Here is a 20,963-nt window from a genome sequence, read left to right on the forward strand (position 1 = left end):
AGGGCTCACGATGAACCTATGGCAAACCCCTCCAGACCTGGACGCGCTTAATGCGCGAAGCAAACACACCATTGGCGAAGTACTGGACATTCGCTTCGAAGCCGCGGGCGAGGACTACCTCACGGCCAGCATGGTAGTGGATGCGCGCACCCACCAACCCTTCGGCCTGCTACACGGCGGCGCTTCGGTCGTGTTGGCCGAAACGGTAGGGTCCATGGCCAGCATGCTGTGCGTCGACCGCGAGCGTTTTTACTGCGTGGGCCTAGAGGTGAACGCCAATCACTTGCGCGCGGTGCGCCAAGGCCGGGTAACCGCCACGGCCCGCCCAGTCCATATTGGCCGCAGTACCCATGTGTGGGACATCCGCCTGGTGGATGACCACGGCAAGCCGTGCTGCATTTCTCGCCTGACCGTGGCGGTTATGCCACTGGCGGCGAGCACTGCGGCGAATGGCTGACCTGTCGCCTTCGATGATCGATTCGCGTGTTGCGGCCTGCCAGGGTGCGCGGCCACAATCAGGCCCTCTGTGATCACGGGCCACTTGCCATGCCAGACACGCTGTTCTTCGCCCATGCCAACGGTTTTCCTTCGGCCACCTACGGCAAATTGCTTGAAGCGCTCGCGCCTGACTTCAGCGTGCGCCACTTGCCTCGGCACGGCCACGACCCACGGTTTCCGGTGGGGGATAACTGGAAGGCCCTGGTCGATGAGCTGCTGCATGCCGTGCGCGATCAAGCAGTGCCGGTTTGGGGCGTGGGCCATTCTCTGGGGGGGCTGCTGCATTTGCATGCTGCCTTGCGCCACCCTGAGTGTTACCAAGGGGTGATCATGCTGGATTCCCCAGTGTTGGGCAGTCGGGACCAATGGGTGATACGGGCGGCCAAGCGTCTTGGCCTGATTGACCGGCTTACCCCGGCTGGGCGTACCCTGGGGCGCCGGGAACACTTCGACAACGTGGCCCAGGCCCGTGAGTATTTTCGCGGCAAAGCGCTGTTTCAAGGGTTTGACCCTGACTGCCTGGAGGCTTACTTGGCCCACGGCCTTAAGCCGAGCGGCAACGGAGTGCGCCTGACGTTCGACCCCGATACCGAAATACGCATCTATCGCAGCGTGCCACACTCAAACCCTGGGCGCCCAAACAAACTCAAGTTGCCCGTGGCGGTAGTTGCCGGTGCCAGTAGCCGAGTGGTGCTTCGCCACCATGCAGGTACTGTCAGGCGGCTACCCCAAGGTGAGTTTTTGCAGGTCCCGGGCGGGCATATGTTCCCTTTGGAGCACCCACTGGAAACCGCCGAAGTGATCCGTGGCATCCTGCGTCGCTGGCAAGCCAAGGCGCTACTGTCATGAGCGGCTGGAGCGAGGTGTGCTTTGACCTGGGCCATATCCAACTGGCTGGGCAAATGCACGGGCCGGCCAGCGGGCAGCCGGTCATCGCGTTGCATGGCTGGCTGGATAACGCCAACAGCTTTGCCAGGTTGCTGCCAAAATTGCCGGGCCTGCGGGTACTGGCCCTGGACTTGGCTGGCCACGGGTGGTCTGGGCACCGCCCGGCCGGTAGCCTTTACGCCCAATGGGAATATGCCAGGGACGTGCTTGAAGTGGCCGAACAACTGGGCTGGGCACGGTTTTCCCTGTTGGGGCATTCCATGGGCGCGATCATTGCCGCGCAATTGGCCGCTGCCCTGCCTGAGCGAATCGAGCGGCTGGCATTGATCGAAGGCGTAGTGCCCCCTGACAGCGCGCCGACCGACCCGGCGCAGCGTTTGGGCAAGGCGTTGCGTGAGCAGCTTGCCCAGGCTGGTCGGCGCAAGCCGGTGTATGAAAACCATGCTCAAGCGGCACGGGCACGGGCGCGCAGCACGCTGGCGGTCAGCGAAAGCGCCGCGAGCCTGCTGGCCGAGCGGGGCTTGATGCAAGAGCAGGGCAGGCTCACCTGGCGTAGCGATAATCGCCTGACCCTTACCACGCCCATGAGGCTGGAGCCTGCGGCAGCCCTTGCACTGGTGCGGCAGGTGCGATGCCCGACGCTATTGGTCGTGGCGGCCGAGGGCGTGCTGGCCAAGCATACCGAGTTGCTGGAACAGCTGCCTTTCGAACAGGTCCATTTGCCTGGAGGCCATCATCTGCACCTGGATGACGACGCCGGGGCCAGCCTCGTAGCAGCCTGTATCAATCGTTTCCTCGCCTTGCCTTGACTTGACGGCGCGGACTACCGACCCTTGGCCGGTTCACAGGGAGTCCTACATGCTGTTTTCACCCCGCCTTTCCAGCCGTCTGGCCGTGCTACTGGTGCTGGGCGCGCTGTCGCCTGGGCCCAGTGCCCTGGCCGCCGACGGTGCTTACCCGCTGCAACAGCTACAACCCGCCGACAGCCAGCCCTTGGCCGAGCAGGCGCTCGGCCCTGCCGAGCGGTTGTACCCATTAGGCCCGCCCCGGCGCATTGGTGGCACCTTGCGCATGGACGCACGCCTGCAGGTGCGTGGCGAGTTATCTTCTTTCACCTGGGAATTGCCCACGGACCGAAGCGCTGCCGATACGTTCACCGCCGCCCGGCTGGCCCTGCGCGGCAAAGGCAACCAAGTGTTGTTTTGGTGTGAAGGCCGCGAGTGCGGTGAGAGCAACCTGTGGGCCAACGACATCCTGACCAACACCCGCCTGCTGGGCAGCGATGACCAGCAAGCCTTTTTGCTTATGCGCCAGGAGGCAGGGGAGCAAGACACCCTGGTGGCGGTTTACTGCGTGATGCGGGGCAATCGCCGCGTGGCCTTGCACGCTGAACGCCTGGCCCCCGAAGCGCCATTGGGTGTGGTACTGCCTACCCCAGGCACTCTGCTCAGGGAGTTGCGTGACGCAGGGGCACTGGACTTCCCCGACCTGACCGCGGCCCCCGAGCCTGAATGGGCCGCCCTGCTGGCCCGCGCCCTCAACCTGGACAGCAGCCTGCGGGTGCGTGTGACTGGCGCCGGTGCCGCACAATGGCAGGCTGCGTTGGCGAGCGCAGGCGTACGCGCCGCTCGCCTGAGCAGCCAACCCAGCGATCGCCCAGGCCTAAAACTGGAGCTTGCCCAATGATCAATACCGATCGGCTGTTGATGCAGATCGCTCTGCTGTTGCTGTTAGTGGCCTGTATCTGGGTAGTGCTGCCCTTCATCTCTGCCTTGTTATGGGGCGCGATCCTGGCGTTCGCCAGTTGGCCCCTGATGCGTCGGCTCAACGTTGCGCTGGGCGGCCGCCCCACGCTGGCCGCAGGCATTCTCACCGGTATGTGGGTGTTGCTGGTGCTCTTGCCATTGGTATGGCTGGGATTCAACCTGGCCGAGCATGTACGCGATGCCACCGGTTTCATCCGCGATGTTCAATTGGAGGGATTACCGCCAGCGCCGAATTGGGTAGCCAATCTGCCTCTGGTCGGCGGTCGGTTGTCACAGCTATGGGCGTCCATGGATGCCCAAGGGGCTGCGTTTTTCCAAGGGCTCAAGCCCCACCTGGGGCAGGTAGGCAACTGGCTGCTGGCGCGTAGCGCGCGCTTGGGCAGTGGCCTGATCGAGCTGGCGCTGGCCCTGGTCTTCACCTTTTTCTTTTACCGAGATGGCCCACGCCTGTCGGCCTTCGCCCTGCGCCTGCTGGAACGCTTGATGGGCGAGCGCGGCGAGTATTACTTGGACCTGATAGCAGGCACGGTGCAACGGGTCGTCAATGGCGTGATTGGTACGGCCGCGGCCCAGGCGGCGCTGGCGCTGATCGGCTTTATGATTGCTGGCATTCCGGGCGCCTTGGTTTTAGGCATCTTCACTTTCCTGCTGAGCCTGATCCCCATGGGGCCGCCGCTGGCATGGATTCCAGCCGTGGGCTGGCTGATCTGGCAAGAGCACTACGCCATGGCGGTATTCTTGGGCTTGTGGGGCACGTTCGTGGTCAGTGGCGTGGACAACGTGCTCAAGCCGTACTTGATCAGCCGTGGTGGTGACTTGCCCGTGGTGATCGTCCTGGTGGGCGTGTTCGGTGGGCTATTGGCCTTCGGCTTTATCGGTCTATTCCTGGGGCCGACCTTCTTGGCAGTGGGCTACCGCTTGATGACCGATTGGGCCCGAGAGCGGGCCTAGGGGTAGCGTCAGGGCCTGGGCAGGGTAACTACAACCGTTAGCCCGCCACCGGGGGTCTGCTCCAGGGCTAGGGTACCGCCGAGCCTGAGCACGGCTTCACGGGCGATGGTCATGCCTAGCCCTACGCCGCCAGAATTGCGGTTACGCGAGCCTTCTAGCCGAAAAAAGGGTTCGAAAACCGCCTCTCGCTTATCCTCGGCAATCCCAGGGCCACGGTCAATCACGCAGATACGCACCTCCCGCGCGCTGTCGCACAGTTGTATCAGGGTGGGGCCACCATAGCGCAAGGCGTTGTCCAGCAGGTTGGCCAGGCACGAACGCAATGCCATGGGTTGGGTATGCAAGGGCGCGCAAGTACCTGAAGGCTCAGCGGACAGGCCATTGTCTTGGGCGTTCTCGCAAAGTGATTCCACCAGGGCCTGTAGGTCGTACCACTGTAAGGCCTCGCTGGTACGGCGTTCATGCAGGTAGTTTAGGGTGGCATCGACCATGCCAATCATGTCATCCAGGTCCTGGCGCATCTGCTGCTGAAGTCGCGGCTCCTCAACCTGCTCCAAGCGTAGTTTCAGCCGCGCCAGCGGTGTGCGCAGGTCGTGGGATACGGCTCCCAGCATTCGGGCGCGTTGCTGCACCTGTTCGCGTATACGGTGTTGCATTCGATTGAAACTTTGCGCTGCCAGGCGGGCCTCCTGCGGGCCACTTTCCAGCAGGGGGTCGCTGTCCAGGTTCTCGCTAAGGCGCTCCGCGGCCTGGCTAAAGCGCCGAATGGGGCGAGACAGAACGCCGGCGCCCCACCACGCGGCGATTACCAAGGTGATGAGCTGGAACGTCAGTGGCACCAGGGGGCCATCCCACCAGCGCCTTTGCCGTGGTGGGACAAAGGGTGGGGCAGTGCTCGGGCCTGCGTTCTGCTTCGCTTCAGGGGTGGGCGACATCAAAGGCGGCGGGCCAGATTGCCGTTGCCACCCTGCTGCCGGAGGCGGTGGGCCTGGAAAGCCGTAATAGTGGAACCAGATGCCCGCCAGCAGATGCGCCAGAACGATGGCAATGACCGAAACACCGAACAACCTGGCGAACAGCGTATCGGCCTTGCGCATTAGCCGATGTCCCTGGCGTCGAACAGGTAACCCTCGCCGCGTACGGTTTTGATCAATTGGGGCGACTTAGGATCGTCGCCGAGTTTTTGTCGTAGCCGGGAGACCAGTAAATCAATGCTGCGATCAAAGGCTTCGATGGAGCGGCCCCTTGCGGCATCGAGCAGTTGTTCCCGACTCAACACTCGCCGTGGACGCTCAAGGAAGGCCCACAGCAGGCGAAACTCGGCGTTGGACAACGGCACCACCAAGCCCTCGGCCGAGGTCACTTGGCGCAACACGCTATTGAGCCGCCACTGATCGAAGCGCATGTTCGCCCGCGGGTCGCCACGGTCGTCACGCACCCTGCGCAGCACAGTCTGAATGCGGGCGACCAGCTCTCGGGGCTCGAAAGGCTTGGCCATGTAATCGTCCGCGCCCAGCTCCAGGCCGATGATCCGATCCGTAGGCTCGCAGCGCGCGGTCAGCATCAGGATAGGAATGTCTGATTCAGCCCTCAACCACCTGCACAGCGATAAGCCGTCCTCGCCCGGCAGCATCAGGTCCAGTACCACCACGTCGTACAGGTTATTGTTAAGGGCTTGGCGCATAGCCTGGCCGTCGTTCACACCGTGCCCGAGTATGCCAAAGCGCGCCAGGTAGCCAGTCAGCAACTCGCGTAGGGGTACATCGTCATCGACGATCAGCGCACGGGTATTCCAACGCTTGTCGTCATCGGTAAGAGAAAGAGGCTCATCGTCCAACACAGGGTTCAAGGGCATATTCATCGTTAGCAGCAGCCTGAAAGCTTGGCCATTGGGGCCGGCCGGCGGTCACGCTCGGCGGAATGTTCGAGGGCTGAGGCCTGAGCCTGCCACCCAGGGTGGGTGCCAGCTTGACGGTGGTGCGTATCCCCCCGGTTTCTTTACTGTATCGCCGCTGATACAAAAGCAACCAGCCGTCAGAGGCTTTTTGACTGGTGGTACCCAACACTGCGCCAACGGCCAGGAATGCTCATTTACGTTCGGGCAATGCGCCGCCCCAGGGCAATCAGCTCTGACGCTTTTGCCCTGGCACTTTTGCCAGGCCCTATCGTCTTATCTGCACACCGTATAAATTCTGGAGTATTGCATTAGATGAAAGCCTGGGTCTGCCTGCCATTATTGGCCATTGTCTTGACCGGTTGTGCCGGCAAAACCGCTTACCGCGAAAGCTGCGCTACCCAGCTTGATGCTGCCTGGCACGAGCTGGACCTGGCCAAGGCCGAAGGCTTTGCAGGCACGGTGAGCTACTCTAAAGCACTGTCCCTGGTGACAGGCGCAAAAACCCAGCAACAGTTCGAAGCCTTCGAGGGCTGCAATACCAAGGCTGAAAAAGCCCGCTTTTATATCCGCGAGTCGCGGGCGGGCCGCTAGCGGGTAGCAGCTTGGGGCGGCGCGCTGGCAGCGGTTTTAGCTGAAGCGAGAGGTAACCATGACCGACCCACTACAAGCCTGCCTAGGCGCTGTCAACGAAGTGCTGTTGGGGAAACAAACACAAGTGCGCCTGGCGGTGGCCTGCCTGGTTGCCGATGGGCACTTGCTGATTGAAGACCTTCCGGGCATGGGTAAGACCACCTTGAGCCATGCGTTGGCCAAGGTGTTGGGCCTGAGCTTCCAGCGCATTCAGTTCACCTCCGATCTGCTCCCAGGGGATATCCTCGGAACATCGGTATTCGATAAAGACTCGGGGCAGTTCGCCTTCCACCCAGGGCCCATCTTTGCCGAGCTGATCCTGGCCGATGAGATCAATCGTGCCACGCCCAAAAGCCAGAGTGCCTTGCTTGAGGCCATGGAGGAGGGCCAGGTGACCATCGAAGGCGCCACGCGCCCGCTGCCTGAGCCGTTCTTTGTGATCGCCACTCAAAACCCTGTCACCCAAGGCGGCACCTTCCCCCTGCCTGAATCCCAACTGGACCGTTTTCTAATGCGCCTGTCCTTAGGCTACCCGGCCCATGCCGCGGAGCGTGCGCTGCTGTTAGGCGAAGCTCGCCGCGATATGCTCCCGCGGATGGCGCCTGTGCTTGATCATGCCCAGCTGGCAGCCGCCCAGGCCAAGGCAAAGGCCGTGCGAGTGAGCGAGCCGGTGGTCGATTACGTGCTGCGGCTGGTGGAAGCCACGCGAACTCAACCTCAGTTCGCCACTGGGCTGTCCCCACGGGGGAGCCTGGCCCTGCTGGCGGCGGCCCGTGCCTGGGCCATGTTGGAGGGCCGGGCGTTCGTGATTCCCGAGGACATCCAGGCGGTGCTGCCCGCGGTGGCCAGCCATCGCCTGCGGGAGCGGGCCGACCCCAGCGGGCAGGGCGGGGGCGCGCTGGTGCAATGGCTGCTACGTGAGGTGCCGGCGCTGTGACCCTGGCGTGGCGGCAGCGGTTGGCGCGCTGGCAAGCCCAGCGTTCGCCGCCGGCGCCACGGGTGCAGTTGGACCATAGGCGTATTTATATCGTGCCCAGTGCCAGCGGCTGGGGGTACCTGTTCACCCTGGCGCTGATTTTCCTCGCGGCGGTCAACTACCAAAACAGCATGGCCTATGCCTTGGCCTTTTGCCTGGGTGGGGTGTTCGTGGTTGCCATACTGCATACCTATCGCAACCTCAGCGGGCTGGTGCTGCTGGCCGAGCCGCCCGTGCCGGTGTTCGCGGGCGAGCAGGCCCAAATAGGGTTAAGCCTTGAGAGTAGAGAACGGCCGCACCTGGCGCTGCACGTGGGCTGGACCGCCCGCCAGCTTCAACGGGTCGACCTGCAGGCAGGCACTGGGCAGCATGTGGCGTTGCTACTATCCACGGTTGAGCGAGGTTGGCTACGCGCGCCTCGCCTGCGCCTGCAAACTCAGTTCCCCTTGGGCCTGCTGCGCGCCTGGAGCTGGGTCGACCTCGGCCAACGGGTATTGGTATACCCCAAGCCTCAGGCCGGGCCGCTGCCAGCCCGTAGCGGCCCGGCGATGGACGCCGAAGACCATGGCTGGCACGTGCAGGCCAATGGCGTGGATGACTTTCAAGGCTTGCAGGAGTATCACCCGGGGGATTCCTGGCGGCGCCTGCACTGGAAGGCTTATTCCCGGGGCCAGGCCTTGCTGGTGAAAACCTTTACCGACGTTACCGGGCAAGACCTGGCCCTGGACTTCGACGCCCTGGACGGCCCAGTGGAAGCGCGCCTGTCGGTGCTTTGCCACTGGGTGTTGGCGCTAGCGGCCCAAGGTCGGCCGTTCACCCTAAGGCTGCCGGGCCGGCTTTTGCCTGCCGCCGCCGATGAGCCCCACCGCGAAGCAAGCCTGTCGGCCCTGGCGCTGTATGGGCGTCGACCATGACCGCTAACGCTGCCGGGTTGCCACGCCATGCCGTGGGCTGGCTACTGGCCGCCGAGGCCTTGGTGCTGGTACCGCTGTGGTTGAACGTGCCGCTGTGGTTGCTGGGGGTGTGGTTCGGCTGTACTGCCTGGCGCGCTTGGCTTTCCATGCGCAAGGGCGCTACCCCAGGCTGGGCGTTAAAGGCCATGCTGATGATTATAATGCTGGCCGGGCTTTACCTGTCCCTAGGCACGGTAATCGGTCTTGAATTCGCCGCCGCTTTGCTGGTAGCGGCCTCGGTGCTCAAGCTAATCGAGGTGGCCACCCCTCGGGATGTTCGCGTAGTGGTGATGCTAGGGTTCTTTTGCCTTGCCGTGGGCTATCTGTTCGACGCCAGCCTGGCTTGGGCGTTATATAGCCTACTGCCGCTAACGGCGCTGCTGGCGACCTTGCTGGTACTTGAGCTGCCCGAGCGGCCAGGTCATATTTTCGCTCCTGCGCGCCAGGGTGGCCGGCTGCTGTTACAGGCTTTGCCGTTGCTGGTGGTGCTGTTCTTGTTATTCCCGCGCATGGGGCCTTTATGGTCCTTGCCCATGCCAGGCAACAAAGCACAGACCGGGCTTAGTGACAACGTCGCTCCTGGGGATATCGCCGAACTGGCCCAGTCGGCGGAGCTAGCCTTTCGTGCGTCCTTCGAGGGTCCGTTGCCGGAACGTCAGCGCTTGTATTGGCGCGCCTTGACCCTTGATCGCTTCGACGGCGCGCGCTGGACCCAGAGCGACTCCGGCGCCGTGCGCCAGGCGGCGACCTTGCAACCGCGGGGGCCGGCTTACCATTACCGCGTGATCCAGGAAGCCAGCGGCCAGCCTTGGTTGTTTATGCTTGAAACCAGCAGGCTGGAGAGCCCCATTGCTCGGCAAGGCTATGACTTCAGATGGCAGCGTTCCCGTACCATCGACCAGGCCTTGAGTTATGAGGCGAGCGCTTGGCCCCAGGCCGTGCGCGAACCTGAGCTTGGCGACGCGCCTAAGCGGCAGGCGCTGGCCCTGCCAGCCCAGGGCAACCCGCGCAGCCGCGAACTGGCGCGTAGCCTAATGGCAGCTTTCGCCGATCCCAGGCAGCAGGCACAGGCGCTGTTGCGTATGTTTAACCAAGAGGCATTCCACTACACCCTCAAGCCCAGCCCATTAGGCGCGGACAGCATTGACGGGTTTCTATTCGATACTCGCCGTGGCTTCTGCCTGCACTACGCTGGCGCGATGACCTTTATGTTGCGGGCCATGGGCATACCCGCGCGTATCGTCATCGGCTACCAGGGCGGCGAATTCAATCCGAGGGGAAATTACCTGAGCGTGCGCCAGTATGATGCTCATGCCTGGGTCGAGTATTGGGCGCCGGGCGCAGGCTGGGCCAGCGCCGACCCAACGGCGGCAGTGGCGCCCCAGCGCGTGGAAGCAGGCCTGGCCGAGGCCTTGGCCGCTGACGAACCCTTCCTCGCGGGTTCGCCCTTTTCAGCCCTGCATTATCGCCAGTTTGCCTGGCTCAACGACTTGCGCCTAGGTTGGGAAAACCTCAACTACGGTTGGGAGCGTTGGGTGCTTGGCTATCAAGAAGCACAGCAACGGCAGTGGCTTAGCCAATGGTTTGCCAACTATGCCAACTGGGCCTTGCCGATCATAGGCGGGCTAACGTTGGCTGTGTTGACAATGCTGCTATTGCGGCCTAAGCGCCTCCAGCAACACCCTCAGGTGCTCTTGTTCCACAGGTTCGAGCGCGTGCTGGCCCGTAAGGGCGTGCAACGGCAAATGGGGGAGGGGCCTTTCGCGTTCGCTGACCGGGCCAGCGCGGCCTTGCCAGAACAGGCTAAGGCGATACAAGCATTTGCACGAGAATTTGGTGAGGCGTATTACGGCGGCCAAACACCGGCCAGCAACCGGGCCAGACAAGCCTTGGCACGGCTTATTACTGAGCTTCGCCAGCGGCGACGCGGCACACCTAGCCTTTAAGCGGCGCAGGCTTGCTCAGTGCGGCGATCAGGCAAATGGCACCAATGGCTACTTCCAGAGGTGTAGCGGTGATTACGCCCAAGGCTATCAGCGCAACAGCGATAACGAGCAAGGGCAGGGTAAATACCGAGGCCGAGGCCTGGTTGGCCATGGGGATGCCGGCTCCAGGCATCGGGCCCGCGGCACGGCAGGCAAGGCGTCTAAACATGGCAATAACTCCACTGCGGATGCGAATGATTCATGGTTGAAAGCTAAGTGAGCCCAGGCTTTTAAGCGAATCGTCGTTTCCTATGGGCGTCATAGCCTGGTGAAAGTTTCATTGCCGCGATAGCAGGCCCGGGTCAGGCCTTAATAGGTTCGGCCGATGGCGGCTCGGGCAGCTTGAAGAAGGCTTTGGCACAGGCAGTGGTATGGGCCGCCAGCACGTGCTCGTGTTCACCTCGATGCCGCGCCACTTCACGCAGTACCTCAGGCAAGAACGCCGGCTCATTGCGGCCATTTTTTGGTTTGGGCCGGAGGGTACGGGGCAGCAGCCAGGGCGCGTCGGTTTCCAGCATCAATCGGCCTTGGGGAATACTGCCCACCAGCTCATGCAAATGGCTGCCCCGGCGCTCATCGCAAATCCAACCGGTAATGCCGATGTGCAGGTCTAGGTCCAGGTAGCCGAACAACTCCGAACGGCCGGCGGTAAAACAGTGCACCACGACACCGTTTAGGCGATCTCGCCACTGCCGCAAAATTGCTGTCAGGCGCGGCGCGGCGTCCCGCTCGTGGAGAAATACCGGCAACCCATGTTCCACGGCCAGGGCCAGTTGCTCTTCTAGCGCCCGTTCCTGTTGGGGGCGGGGTGAAAAGTCCCGGTTAAAGTCCAGTCCGCATTCCCCTATGGCACGTACCCGTGGGTGACTGAGCAGGGCAGCGATGCGGCGGGCGGTGTCTGCATTCCAGGCCTTGGCATCATGGGGGTGCACCCCCGCCGTAGTGAACAGCCGCTTGGCTTGGAGGTCCAACTGCTCGGCCAGGCTAATGGCCTGTTCACTGACCTCGGCGCTGGTACCGGTGAGTACCATCTGGCCAACCCCTGCGGCGAGCGCGCGCGCCAGCAATGCACTGTGCTGCTCGTCGAATGCCGGGTTGGTCAAGTTGACGCCGATGTCGATGAGTTGCATGGTTACTCCTTTCAGGCTGAGGCCGGAAAGCATACCAAAGCTTTACCCCAATAAATAAAACCCGACGCTGGCAAGCTGGCGCGGTTTTGGTAGCCCACAGCCGAGGCTTTGGGCGGGCTTTTAACCTCGGAGCACCGATGAAAGATCCCGTGTCTGGCCAGGCGATGCGCTTGGCCGCACTTCTGCTATGTGCTTTGGCTTCAAGCGCAACGCTGGCCGAGCCCAACCCTAACGCACCCCATGACCTGGCGCAGATCCGCCAGGCCAAGGTGCTGCGAGTGGTGGTTAACCAAAGCCGTAACAGCTCGGCTACCATTGATGGCACGGCAGTAGGCGCGGAAGATCGCCGCCTGGAGGCCTTCGAAGACTACCTCAACAACCAGCCTGGGCAACACCCACAGGTGCGGCTCAAGGCAGTACCGCGCCCCAAGGATCAACTCCTGGGTGCCTTGCAGCGGGGTGAAGCAGACCTCGCCGCCCCGGGTGAATTACTCCCTGCTGGGGCGGGCGCGGCCACCATGGCCAGCGCCGCTACCGCGGTCGATACCCCGTTGGTGCTGGTACAGTCGCGTAAGCACAAACCCTACACCCGGCTGGAGCAATTGGCGGGCAAGCGGGTGGTGTTGGTGGCCGGTAGCGCTGCCGCCGAAGCGGTAAGCCGGGCCAACGCACAATTGGCCTCGCGCCACCTCGCACCGATGAGCGTGGAGTGGGCCGACGCCAGCCTGGGGGTGGAAGATGTACTGGATATGATCAGCGCCGGGGTCTATGGCCTGACACTGGTAGAGCAGCCGATCGCCGAACGCTGGGTAAAGCTGATGCCGGACCTGCGCATCGATCGCCGGGTAGGCTTCCACGCGCCGGGCCCGATGAACTGGTATGTGCGCCAAGACGCGCCGCAATTGAGCGACAGCGTGCGACAATTTCTCGGCCAGTACCGCCCGCCGGCCAATCAGGACAAAGCCCTGCTCGACGGCTGCCGTACCCTGTATCAAACCCGTTATCCCCTGCACAACGATGACCGCGAGCGCTTGGAAGCCTTGCGCCCGGTGCTGCAACGCAACGCGCGCCAGCAGGGCTTGGATTGGCTGGACCTTGCCGCATTGGCCTATAAGGAATCCGACCTGGAACCTGCCGCCCGTGGTGGCGGAGGCGCTAGCGGCCCCTTGCAGATCACCCCCGCCGCGGCACGCCGAGTGGGGGTCAAGAGCGTCAATGCCGTGGACGACAGCGTGCGCGCGGCTGCACGCTACCTGGCCTTGATCCGTAGCCGGTTTTTCAACAGCAAGCACATGGACGAGCGCGAGCGCATGGCCTTCGTGCTGGCTGCCTACAACATGGGCCCGGAGCGGGTGCAGCGCTTCAGGGCCCAAGCGCGGCAGCGAGGTTTGGACCCTAACAGGTGGTTTTTCCAGGTGGAGCGCATCGCCCTGGAAAACGTTGGCGTGGCGCCGGTCAGCTACGTCAATAACGTGAACAAGTATTACCTGGCGTTCGACCGGGCGCGGGAGAGCTTGGAGGAGGGCAAGCGCTAAGTTGACAGCGAACACTCACCGCTACTAGGATCGTTCACATGCGCCGATTTAGACAGCTACTTGCGGGGCGCCTGGGCTACACAGCCTGAAATACCGCTAAAACGCTGGCTCGTGCCGCCTTGCACCTGCCCGGCGAAATCCGTAAGGCAGAGTACCTACCATGAGTTGTCCGCGCACCATCGTTTGCCTGGCCCCCTTGCCAGGCTCTTCGGCCAAGTCCCATAACCCTCGTATTTTGCTGGTAGGCCGCCATCAGCCTACGTTGCTGCGCTGCCTTGACGGCTGGCCGCGGCGCAACGGCAAATCAGCGCCGTTTTCGGTGCGGTTCGTGGACCAAGGGCAGCCCCTGGCGCACTTTCCTGATAATCGTTTTGACCTGGCGGTGGTGCAGTCACCCTCGGCGGCCGAGGCGCCAGCGCTGATCGCCGCGCTGGTTCGAGTGGCACGGCAGGGGTTGTTGACGTTGGGTTGATCCCTGGCCTGCCGTCATTATGCTAAGGCACTGTCAGCAGTCCTATGTCATGAAGGTGTCAGGGCTTGGCCGCTATCGCCGGTTGCGTTACCTAGGGCGAACGAACATCAGCCAGCCCCATACGATGCCGAGTACCGCTGAGCACGCAGAAGCGGCCAATACGCCCAGTTTGGCCATGCCGAGCAGGCTGTGGTCCTCGAAGGCCAGCCCTGAAATGAAAATGGACATGGTAAAGCCGATCCCGGCGAGCAGGCCGATCAGCGCCACCCCCGCCCAGTTGACGCCGTCTGGAAGGTTGCATAGGCGAGTGTGCACCAAGGCGGCACAGGTCAGAATCACCCCCAAGGGTTTGCCCAGGGTCAAGGCCACCGCCACGCCCACGCCTACCAGATACGCCGAACCCTCGCTTGTGGAGGTTTCCCCGAACGCCACGCCGGCGTTGGCGAGGGCGAAGAGCGGCATGATGCCATAGGCCACCCAGGGGTGGAGCGCGGTTTGAACCCGTTGCACGGGCGGTACCAATTCCCGCTGGGCCTTGCGCAACCGCACCAGCGGTTTGGTAACGGCCTGGTTGCTGGGCGCCTCCTTGAAACGCGCCATAAGCTCATGCATGGCCTTGTTGAGTGTATCCAGTGGGCGCTCCTCGGCAGGGCGGGAGTATACCGGGGTCATCAACCCAAGAATCACCCCGGCCAGGGTAGGGTGAACCCCAAGCTTCGCCAGCCCCGCCCACAGAACGAGGCCTGGCAGGCAATACAGCCAGGCAGAGGTAATGCCCATTCTCTGGAACAGCAACACGAGCAGCACGCCCGCTAGCGCAATTGCCGCGCCGCCTGTATCCAGGGAGGAGGTGTAAAACACGGCAATGATAACGATCGCTGCGATGTCATCGATGATCGCCAGCGCCAAGAGGAAGATCCGCACGCCTGCTGGGATGCTCTTGCCCAACAAGGCCAGCACGCCAACGGCAAAGGCGATATCAGTAGCGGTAGGTACAGCCCATCCCACCAGCGAAGCGTGCCCAAGGTTAATGGCCGTGTAGATAAGCGCCGGAACCACAACGCCCCCCAAAGCCGCCGCCACGGGTAACGCAGCCATTCTGAGATTGGCCAAGGATCCGTCGTTGAGCTCTGAACGGATTTCCATGCCAACCACCAGAAAGAAAATGGTCATCAGCCCATCGTTGACCAAAAAGTGCAGATCCGCGCCAAGGGAATAGCTGCCCAAGGCAAGGCTGACTGGCGTATGCCAGAGGGCTGCGTAGGTATCGGCGATCGGGCTGTTGGCCCAGATCAGCGCCAGCAGCGCCGCGATCACCAGGACGATGCCGCTGACCGCCTCGATATGGCTAAAGCGTTCAAGCGCCGACAGGGCTTGATGGGTCAATTGTTGCGCGCGCGGAATGGGTGTTGGCGCGGGGCTGTTTGGGGCGGGCATGGCAAAGCCTCACCGGCGGCCCGACCGGCGTGAGTTTTAACCTGCACGTTGGAACGCCAAGGTGCACCCGGCGTTGATCCTAAGGGCTAGGGCGCCAGGGTACAAGGCTGGATGTTTTATAGCACCCTGGCCGGGCGTCAAACCTGTTCGTAGTTGATCTGGGCGATATACCAGATAGCGGGCCCGGTAGGGGTAGCCACAGTCACTTCATCGCCTTCTTCTTTCTTGAGTAGCGCGCGGGCCATGGGCGAATCAATGGAGATATAATCCTTGCGCTCGTAGATTTCGTCGTAGCCAACGATCCTGAAACGCTTTTCTTCGCCGCCGTCGTTGTCGATGGTCACCCAGGCGCCAAAGAACACCCGGCCTTCCTGCTCAGGGGCGTAATCCACAACCTTTACGTCTTCCAGGCGTTTGCGCAGGTAGCGCACCCGGCGGTCAATCTCGCGCAGCAGCTTTTTGTTGTATTGGTAATCAGCGTTCTCGCTCCGGTCACCCAAGGACGCGGCCCAGGCAACCTTCTGGGTGATTTCCGGGCGGTACACGCGCCATAGGTGGTCCAGTTCGCCTTTGAGCTTCTCATGGCCGGCGCGGGTGATGATATTGGTTGGCACGTGTGAACCTCTTTTGTCCGTGGTACTAGCCTTCGCGTAATACGCGCAGGGGGCTGGCGGTCAGGGCGCGGCGCGTACCAAACACTCCGGCGGTGGCTACCAGTAGCGCCCCTACCAACGGCAGCAGCAACAGCCAGGCGTGGACGTGCCAAGGCAGGTTAAGGGCAAAGCGATACAGTGCCCAACTGGCCCCTTCGGCGGCTACGGCTGCCAGTAGGCCGCTGGTGATACCGAGTACGCTGAACTCGATCCTCCGCGCGCGTACCAGTACCGCACGGCTGGCACCCAGTGCTCGGAGCAAGGCGCCTTGATGAATGCGCTCATCCAGGGTGGCCTGCAAGCCGGAGAACAACACCGCCAAACCTGCCGCCAGCACGAACACCAGTACGTATTCCACCGCCAGGGTCACTTGCGCCAGGATACTGCGCAATTGCTCAAGCAAGGCCTGCACCTGCAACAACGTCATGGCAGGGAAGGCGCGGGCCAGGGCCACTACCTGCGCGTCATGGCCCGGGGCGAGATAGAAGCTGGTGAGGTAAGTAACCGGGAAGTCCTGCAAGGTGCCAGGTTCAAAGATCATAAAGAAGTTGGGCTGGAAGTTATCCCAGCTCACCGTGCGCAGGCTGGCGACCCGGGTTTCGCGCACCGTACCGGCCACGCTGAAGGTAAGCTTGTCGCCTACCTTGACGCCCAAGCTCTCTGCCAGGCGCTGTTCCACCGAAACCCCGGGCAGGTGATCCGCGCCAGGCTTGGCCCACCATTGCCCTGCGACGATCTGGTTGCCCTGGGGTAGGTCCGCCGCCCATGTGAGGTTCAGGTCTCGCTGAGTGGCGCGCTGGCCCTGGCTGTCTTCGGCGACCACATCCCCCACGGGCTTGCCGTTGATGGCCGTCAGCCGCCCCGGCACGATAGGGTAGAGCGGTGCTCCCACGGCGCCGTACTGCTTGAGTTGCTCGGCGAAGGCATCACGTTCGGTGGGCAGAATATTGAGCACGAAATAGTTCGGCGAGTCGGCCGGTAACTGATGTTGCCAGGTGTCCAGTAGTTCGCCGCGCAACAGCGCGACCAGGGCCATGGCAAACAGAATAAGGCCGAAGGCCAAGGCCTGCCCGGCGGCGGCGACAGGGTGGCGAAGCAACTGCCCCACGCCCAGGCGCCAAGGCAAGGGGGCGTTGGCCAAGGCCCCGCGCAGTCGGCGCAGCCCCAGCACCAGCAGCGCGCCCAGCAGCAGCGCGGCGAAGGTACCGGCCCCCAGAAGCGCCAGCGTCAGGGTAGGGTCAAGGCTCAAGCGCCACATGATCAGGCCCAGCGCCACCAAGGCGCTGCCGTACACCGCCCAGGCACGAGTGGGCAGGGGTAACAGGTCGCCACGCAACACCCGCAGTGGCGGTACCCGGCCCAGGGCCGCCAGCGGCGGCAAGGCAAAGCCCGCCAGAGCGACCATACCCGTGCCCATCCCCGCCACGGCGGGCCATAGGCCGGCACCGGGAATGGTGTCGGGCAGCAAGCCGCTCAACAGGGCGAAAATACCGAACTGCGCCAGCCAGCCAATCACTGCGCCCGCCAGGCTGGCCGCCACGCCTAGCATCGATAATTGCAAGGCGAATATCCATAGCACCTCGCCCCGAGACAGCCCCAGGCAGCGCAGCAAGGCGCTGTTGTCATAGCGTTTGGCGGCAAAGCGCGCCGCGCACAAGGCTACCGCTACACCAGCCAGCAGCACGGCCACCAGGCTTGCGAGGTTCAAGTAGCGTTCAGCCTTGCCCAAGGCGCCGCCTACCTGGCGGTTGCTGTCACGGGCATCGCGCAGGGCCTGGTTGGCGTCCAGGCCTACGTTGACCAGCTGCCGGTATTGCTCAAGGTTGGCGGCATCGCCCCGCCAAAGGTCCCTGAAGGTTACGCGGCTGCCAGGTTGCACCACGCCGGTGGCGGGCAGGTCTCCCAGGTTGATCATCACCCGTGGGGTAAGGCTGTAGAAATTGCCCGCGCGGTCCGGCTCGTAGGTGAGCACCCGCGCCAGGCGCAAGCGTTTCAGGCCGATGTCCACGCTGTCGCCAATGTTCAGGTTTAGCGCGCTGAGCAAACGAGGCTCCACCCAGGCCTCACCCGGCCCTGGCGTGCCCCCTTCGGTTTCGGCGGCATAGGGCTCGGCGGCGCTGCGCAACTGACCGCGCAGTGGGTAATTGCCGTCCACGGCTTTGACGCTGGCCAACTCCACCGCTTGCTCCGTGGCCACTACACTGCTGAATTCCACCACCTGAGCATGCTCCAGGCCCAGGTCCCGCCCAGTGCGCAGCTGCTCCAGGCGTGCCGGAGTGCTGCCTTGCAACACGAGGTCGGCGCCCAGAAATTCGGTCGCCCGTAATTGCATGGCGGCGTTCAAGCGCGCGCCGAAGTAGCCAATGGCGGTGCTGGTCACCACGGCGATCAACAAGGAGAAAAATAATACCCGTAGCTCGCCGGCCCGGGCTTCTCGCCACAGCTGGCGAGTGGCCAGGCGCCACAGCCGGCCCAAGCTTTGTTTGCGTGCGCTCTTCAATGGGTGCCCGAGGCAACCAGTTGCCCCGCCTCCAGGCGAATCCATCGACGGCAGCGCTGGGCCAGCCGTTCGTCGTGGGTGACCAGTACCAACGTGGTGCTGTGTTCGCGGTTGAGGGTGAACAGCAGCTCGGTAATTTTCTCGCCAGTGTGGGTGTCAAGGTTGCCGGTGGGCTCATCAGCGAACAGCACCGCGGGCTCGGCGGCAAAGGCCCTGGCAATGGCGACACGCTGTTGCTCACCCCCAGACAATTGCCGTGGCCAGTGGTCCAGGCGCTCGCCTAAGCCTACCCGTTGCAACAGGTTTGCCGCTTGCTCACGGGCATCGGCGCGGCCGTGCAGCTCCAGCGGCAGCATCACGTTTTCCAGGGCAGTCAGGGTTTCAAGCAATTGGAACGATTGGAACACAAAGCCTACGTGCTCGGCGCGTACCCGTGCCCGCTGGTCCTCGGTAAGGTTGCCCAGCGAGTGCCCTGCGAGGGTAACCTCGCCGGCGCTGGGTTGGTCCAGCCCCGCCAACAGCCCCAATAGGGTGGACTTGCCCGAACCCGAGGCGCCGACGATGGCCAGGCTGTCACCAGTGTGCAGCTCTAGGGACAGCGCGTTGAGAATATGCAAATCGCCTTCCGCGCCAGGAACCACTTTGCTAAGGTTCCGCGCTGTGAGAATGCTTACGCCCATGGAGATTCCGATGCGAGTGTGGAAAGTGGCCGCCTTACTGTGGGCGCTGTGCATGGCCCAGACAGCCGGAGCAGGTACCCTGCTGGTGTTGGGGGATAGTATCAGCGCAGGTTTCGGCCTGGATACCACCAAGGGCTGGGTCAGCCTGCTGCAAAACCGTTTGCAGGCTCAGGGTTACACCAGCCAAGTGATCAACGCCTCTATTACCGGTGACACCAGCGCCAATGGTCGTGCGCGGCTAGAGCCGCTGTTGGCGGCCAACAAGCCAGAATTAGTCATCGTTGAATTGGGTGGTAACGACGGCCTGCGCGGGCAACCCCCGGCGCAATTGCAACAAAACCTTACTTGGATCGTTCAGCGCGCCAAGGACAGCGGTGCGCGGGTGCTGCTGCTGGGCGTGCCGTTGCCGCCCAACTATGGCGCGGCCTACATTAATGCCTTTGGCAAGGTGTACCAGCAGGTCGCCAGTGAGCAGCAGGTGCCCTTGGTGCCTTCGTTGCTCGACGGCGTGGGCGGGGTGGCCGAGCTGATGCAGGCTGACGGTATTCACCCCCGGGCCGAAGCCCAGCCTCGGCTGCTGGAAAATGTATGGCCGGCCCTCAAACCGCTGCTCTGACACTTTTCTCAGGCCAGGCTTTGAGCTAAGGTTGCGCCCCCTTCCGGAGCCCCCAATGCCACGTCCTGCCTGGTCCCTATTCGCCTATCAACTGATCGAGCCCGACGAGCAGTTGGACCTGTTCGCGTGTCAGGAAGCGCGCGTACACCTGGCGGCGCGTCAATTGGAGCTGGGAGGCTCCATCGACCGTACCCTCTGTGGCGGGTTGCTGCCGGCTCAGCCCAAATGGCAGACCGTGGCCCGGGGGATTTTCCGTGACACCCGTCTGTGCCCGCTGTGCAGGGCCATTCTTTTCGCCCAGCGCAAAGGCACCCGCCCCGTATGGCCGGGGCTGCAGAACGAATACGATTGAACTGACCACTGGGCCGTAGCGTTCCCTCAAGGGTTTAGGCCCGTGTACAATCGCACGGTTAGACCTTGGTTTACCGCATGTAAGGATCACCAGGATGTTTCCGCGTTTTCCCGCCTTTAACCGTTGCCTTTCCCTGGCCGCAGTCCTTGTGGCCGGGCCCGCGGTGGCCTTGGAGTTTCCCTTGCCAGCCCCTGGCGAAGATGTCGTGGGCCAGGTGCAGACCATTAGCGCCAAATACGAAGACACCTTCGCGGACCTGGCTCAAACCTATGACTTGGGCTATCAGGAAATGCTCGCGGCCAACCCTGGCGTGGATGCCTGGCTGCCCAAGGTAGGTACCGAGATCGTATTGCCCACACGGTTTATCCTGCCTCCTGGCCCACGTGAGGGGATTGTGATCAACCTGGCCGAGTACCGGTTGTATTACTACCCCAAAGGCGGCGACACGGTGCGCACCTACCCATTGGGCATTGGCCGCGAAGGCTGGGGCTCGCCTGTGGCCAACACCAAGATCATCGCCAAGACGGCCAACCCGTCCTGGACGCCACCGGCTTCGGTCAAGGCCGAACACGCCGCCGACGGTGACCCGCTGCCCAATGTGGTGCCGCCTGGCCCGGATAACCCCCTAGGGCCCTACAAATTCACCTTGGGGTTGCCCGGGTACCTGATTCACGGCTCCAACAAGAAATTCGGCATCGGGACCCGCACCAGCCATGGCTGCTTCCGGATGTACAACGAGAACGTGCTGGAGCTCTCGACCCTGGTGCCAGTGGGCACCCCGGTGCGGATCATCAACGAGCCCTATAAATTCGGCGTAAGCGGCGGGCAAATCTATTTGGAAGCCCATACCCCGCTCGATGCCCAAGGTGACCCTTCTGGGGTGGATAAGCACACCGCGGTAATCAATGCCTTGCTCAACCGTAAGGACCTCGCCAGCCAAACCAGCGTGAACTGGGATAACCTGCGCGACGTGATCGGCGCCGAGGATGGTATTCCCGTGGTGATCGGTTTACCCTCCGGCCTGTAGGAGCCAGCAAAGCTGGC

The 20,963-nt window shown here is 62.9% G+C and carries 22 protein-coding genes; 14 read left to right on the forward strand and 8 right to left on the reverse strand.

Annotated features, from left to right (window positions below; all coding sequences use genetic code 11):
• Positions 1-10: 10 nt before the first annotated feature.
• The 5 genes from ACWKV4_RS16710 (at position 11) to ACWKV4_RS16730 (ending at position 4,103) form a co-directional block, all read left to right on the forward strand.
• Positions 11-457, forward strand: coding sequence for a hotdog fold thioesterase (locus tag ACWKV4_RS16710; protein WP_483833203.1), 447 nt, complete (start codon positions 11-13; stop codon positions 455-457).
• Between the two features lie 89 nt (positions 458-546).
• Entirely contained in the window at positions 547-1,347 is an 801-nt protein-coding gene (locus ACWKV4_RS16715; RefSeq protein WP_483833202.1) for an alpha/beta fold hydrolase, read from the forward strand.
• Positions 1,344-2,195, forward strand: coding sequence for an alpha/beta fold hydrolase (locus ACWKV4_RS16720; protein ID WP_483833201.1), 852 nt, complete (start codon positions 1,344-1,346; stop codon positions 2,193-2,195). Before ACWKV4_RS16715 ends, ACWKV4_RS16720 begins: the two co-directional genes overlap by 4 nt.
• A gap of 49 nt (positions 2,196-2,244) precedes the next feature.
• Positions 2,245-3,072, forward strand: coding sequence for a DUF4892 domain-containing protein (locus ACWKV4_RS16725; protein WP_483833200.1), 828 nt, complete (start codon positions 2,245-2,247; stop codon positions 3,070-3,072).
• Entirely contained in the window at positions 3,069-4,103 is a 1,035-nt protein-coding gene (locus ACWKV4_RS16730) for an AI-2E family transporter (RefSeq protein WP_483833199.1), read from the forward strand. Before ACWKV4_RS16725 ends, ACWKV4_RS16730 begins: the two co-directional genes overlap by 4 nt.
• 8 nt (positions 4,104-4,111) lie before the next feature.
• Here ACWKV4_RS16730 and ACWKV4_RS16735 read toward each other — a convergent pair whose 3' ends face one another.
• On the reverse strand, positions 4,112-5,200 hold the full coding sequence (locus tag ACWKV4_RS16735; protein ID WP_483833198.1) for a sensor histidine kinase: 1,089 nt from the start codon (positions 5,198-5,200) through the stop codon (positions 4,112-4,114).
• Complete coding sequence (locus ACWKV4_RS16740) at positions 5,200-5,964, reverse strand: response regulator (protein ID WP_483833197.1); 765 nt, start codon at positions 5,962-5,964, stop codon at positions 5,200-5,202. The genes ACWKV4_RS16735 and ACWKV4_RS16740 overlap by 1 nt, the downstream gene beginning before the upstream one ends.
• 348 nt (positions 5,965-6,312) lie before the next feature.
• Here ACWKV4_RS16740 and ACWKV4_RS16745 point away from each other — a divergent pair, with 348 nt between their 5' ends.
• From ACWKV4_RS16745 to ACWKV4_RS16760, 4 genes are read left to right on the forward strand one after another with little or no spacing between them, the layout of a single operon-like run.
• A complete protein-coding gene (locus ACWKV4_RS16745; RefSeq protein ID WP_483833196.1) occupies positions 6,313-6,591 on the forward strand; it encodes a hypothetical protein in 279 nt (92 codons plus the stop codon).
• 58 nt (positions 6,592-6,649) lie between these two features.
• Positions 6,650-7,567 (forward strand): AAA family ATPase, encoded by a 918-nt coding sequence (locus tag ACWKV4_RS16750; RefSeq protein WP_483833195.1) that lies wholly within the window; start codon positions 6,650-6,652, stop codon positions 7,565-7,567.
• Positions 7,564-8,520 (forward strand): DUF58 domain-containing protein, encoded by a 957-nt coding sequence (locus tag ACWKV4_RS16755; protein ID WP_483833194.1) that lies wholly within the window; start codon positions 7,564-7,566, stop codon positions 8,518-8,520. The genes ACWKV4_RS16750 and ACWKV4_RS16755 overlap by 4 nt, the downstream gene beginning before the upstream one ends.
• Positions 8,517-10,505, forward strand: coding sequence for a transglutaminase TgpA family protein (locus tag ACWKV4_RS16760; protein ID WP_483833193.1), 1,989 nt, complete (start codon positions 8,517-8,519; stop codon positions 10,503-10,505). Before ACWKV4_RS16755 ends, ACWKV4_RS16760 begins: the two co-directional genes overlap by 4 nt.
• On the opposite strand, the gene ACWKV4_RS16765 is transcribed toward ACWKV4_RS16760, so the two are convergent.
• Both ACWKV4_RS16765 and ACWKV4_RS16770 read right to left on the reverse strand, forming a co-directional pair.
• Positions 10,495-10,713: a hypothetical protein gene (locus ACWKV4_RS16765; protein ID WP_483833192.1), complete on the reverse strand. Its 219-nt coding sequence runs from the start codon at positions 10,711-10,713 to the stop codon at positions 10,495-10,497. The genes ACWKV4_RS16760 and ACWKV4_RS16765 overlap by 11 nt on opposite strands.
• 133 nt (positions 10,714-10,846) lie before the next feature.
• Entirely contained in the window at positions 10,847-11,674 is an 828-nt protein-coding gene (locus ACWKV4_RS16770; protein WP_483833191.1) for a TatD family hydrolase, read from the reverse strand.
• 137 nt (positions 11,675-11,811) lie between these two features.
• Between ACWKV4_RS16770 and ACWKV4_RS16775 the strand changes: the two genes are divergently transcribed.
• Positions 11,812-13,209, forward strand: a complete 1,398-nt coding sequence (locus ACWKV4_RS16775) for an MltF family protein (RefSeq protein ID WP_483833190.1) — start codon at positions 11,812-11,814, stop codon at positions 13,207-13,209.
• Between the two features lie 160 nt (positions 13,210-13,369).
• A complete protein-coding gene (locus tag ACWKV4_RS16780) occupies positions 13,370-13,681 on the forward strand; it encodes a class I SAM-dependent methyltransferase (RefSeq protein ID WP_483833189.1) in 312 nt (103 codons plus the stop codon).
• An 87-nt stretch (positions 13,682-13,768) separates the two neighbouring features.
• Here the strand turns inward: ACWKV4_RS16780 and nhaA are convergent, their stop codons facing one another.
• The 4 genes from nhaA to ACWKV4_RS16800 form a co-directional block, all read right to left on the reverse strand.
• On the reverse strand, positions 13,769-15,118 hold the full coding sequence (gene nhaA, locus ACWKV4_RS16785) for a Na+/H+ antiporter NhaA (RefSeq protein WP_483833188.1): 1,350 nt from the start codon (positions 15,116-15,118) through the stop codon (positions 13,769-13,771).
• 137 nt (positions 15,119-15,255) lie between these two features.
• Positions 15,256-15,732: a transcription elongation factor GreB gene (gene greB, locus ACWKV4_RS16790; RefSeq protein WP_483833187.1), complete on the reverse strand. Its 477-nt coding sequence runs from the start codon at positions 15,730-15,732 to the stop codon at positions 15,256-15,258.
• Positions 15,733-15,757: 25 nt separating this feature from the next.
• On the reverse strand, positions 15,758-18,271 hold the full coding sequence (locus ACWKV4_RS16795) for an ABC transporter permease (RefSeq protein WP_483833186.1): 2,514 nt from the start codon (positions 18,269-18,271) through the stop codon (positions 15,758-15,760).
• Entirely contained in the window at positions 18,268-18,951 is a 684-nt protein-coding gene (locus ACWKV4_RS16800; RefSeq protein WP_483833185.1) for an ABC transporter ATP-binding protein, read from the reverse strand. Before ACWKV4_RS16800 ends, ACWKV4_RS16795 begins: the two co-directional genes overlap by 4 nt.
• A 10-nt stretch (positions 18,952-18,961) precedes the next feature.
• On the opposite strand from ACWKV4_RS16800, the gene ACWKV4_RS16805 reads away from it, so the two are divergent.
• The 3 genes from ACWKV4_RS16805 to ACWKV4_RS16815 all read left to right on the forward strand — a co-directional run bounded on the left by ACWKV4_RS16805 (position 18,962) and on the right by ACWKV4_RS16815 (position 20,946).
• Positions 18,962-19,567 (forward strand): arylesterase, encoded by a 606-nt coding sequence (locus ACWKV4_RS16805; RefSeq protein ID WP_483833184.1) that lies wholly within the window; start codon positions 18,962-18,964, stop codon positions 19,565-19,567.
• 55 nt (positions 19,568-19,622) lie between these two features.
• Positions 19,623-19,919, forward strand: a complete 297-nt coding sequence (locus ACWKV4_RS16810) for a hypothetical protein (protein WP_483833183.1) — start codon at positions 19,623-19,625, stop codon at positions 19,917-19,919.
• A gap of 94 nt (positions 19,920-20,013) precedes the next feature.
• Positions 20,014-20,946 carry a L,D-transpeptidase family protein gene (locus ACWKV4_RS16815; RefSeq protein WP_483833182.1) on the forward strand — a complete coding sequence of 311 codons (933 nt, stop codon included), beginning with the start codon at positions 20,014-20,016 and terminating at the stop codon, positions 20,944-20,946.
• The last annotated feature ends 17 nt before the right edge of the window (positions 20,947-20,963 follow it).

The sequence above is a fragment of the Pseudomonas artemisiae genome, from assembly GCF_057128685.1.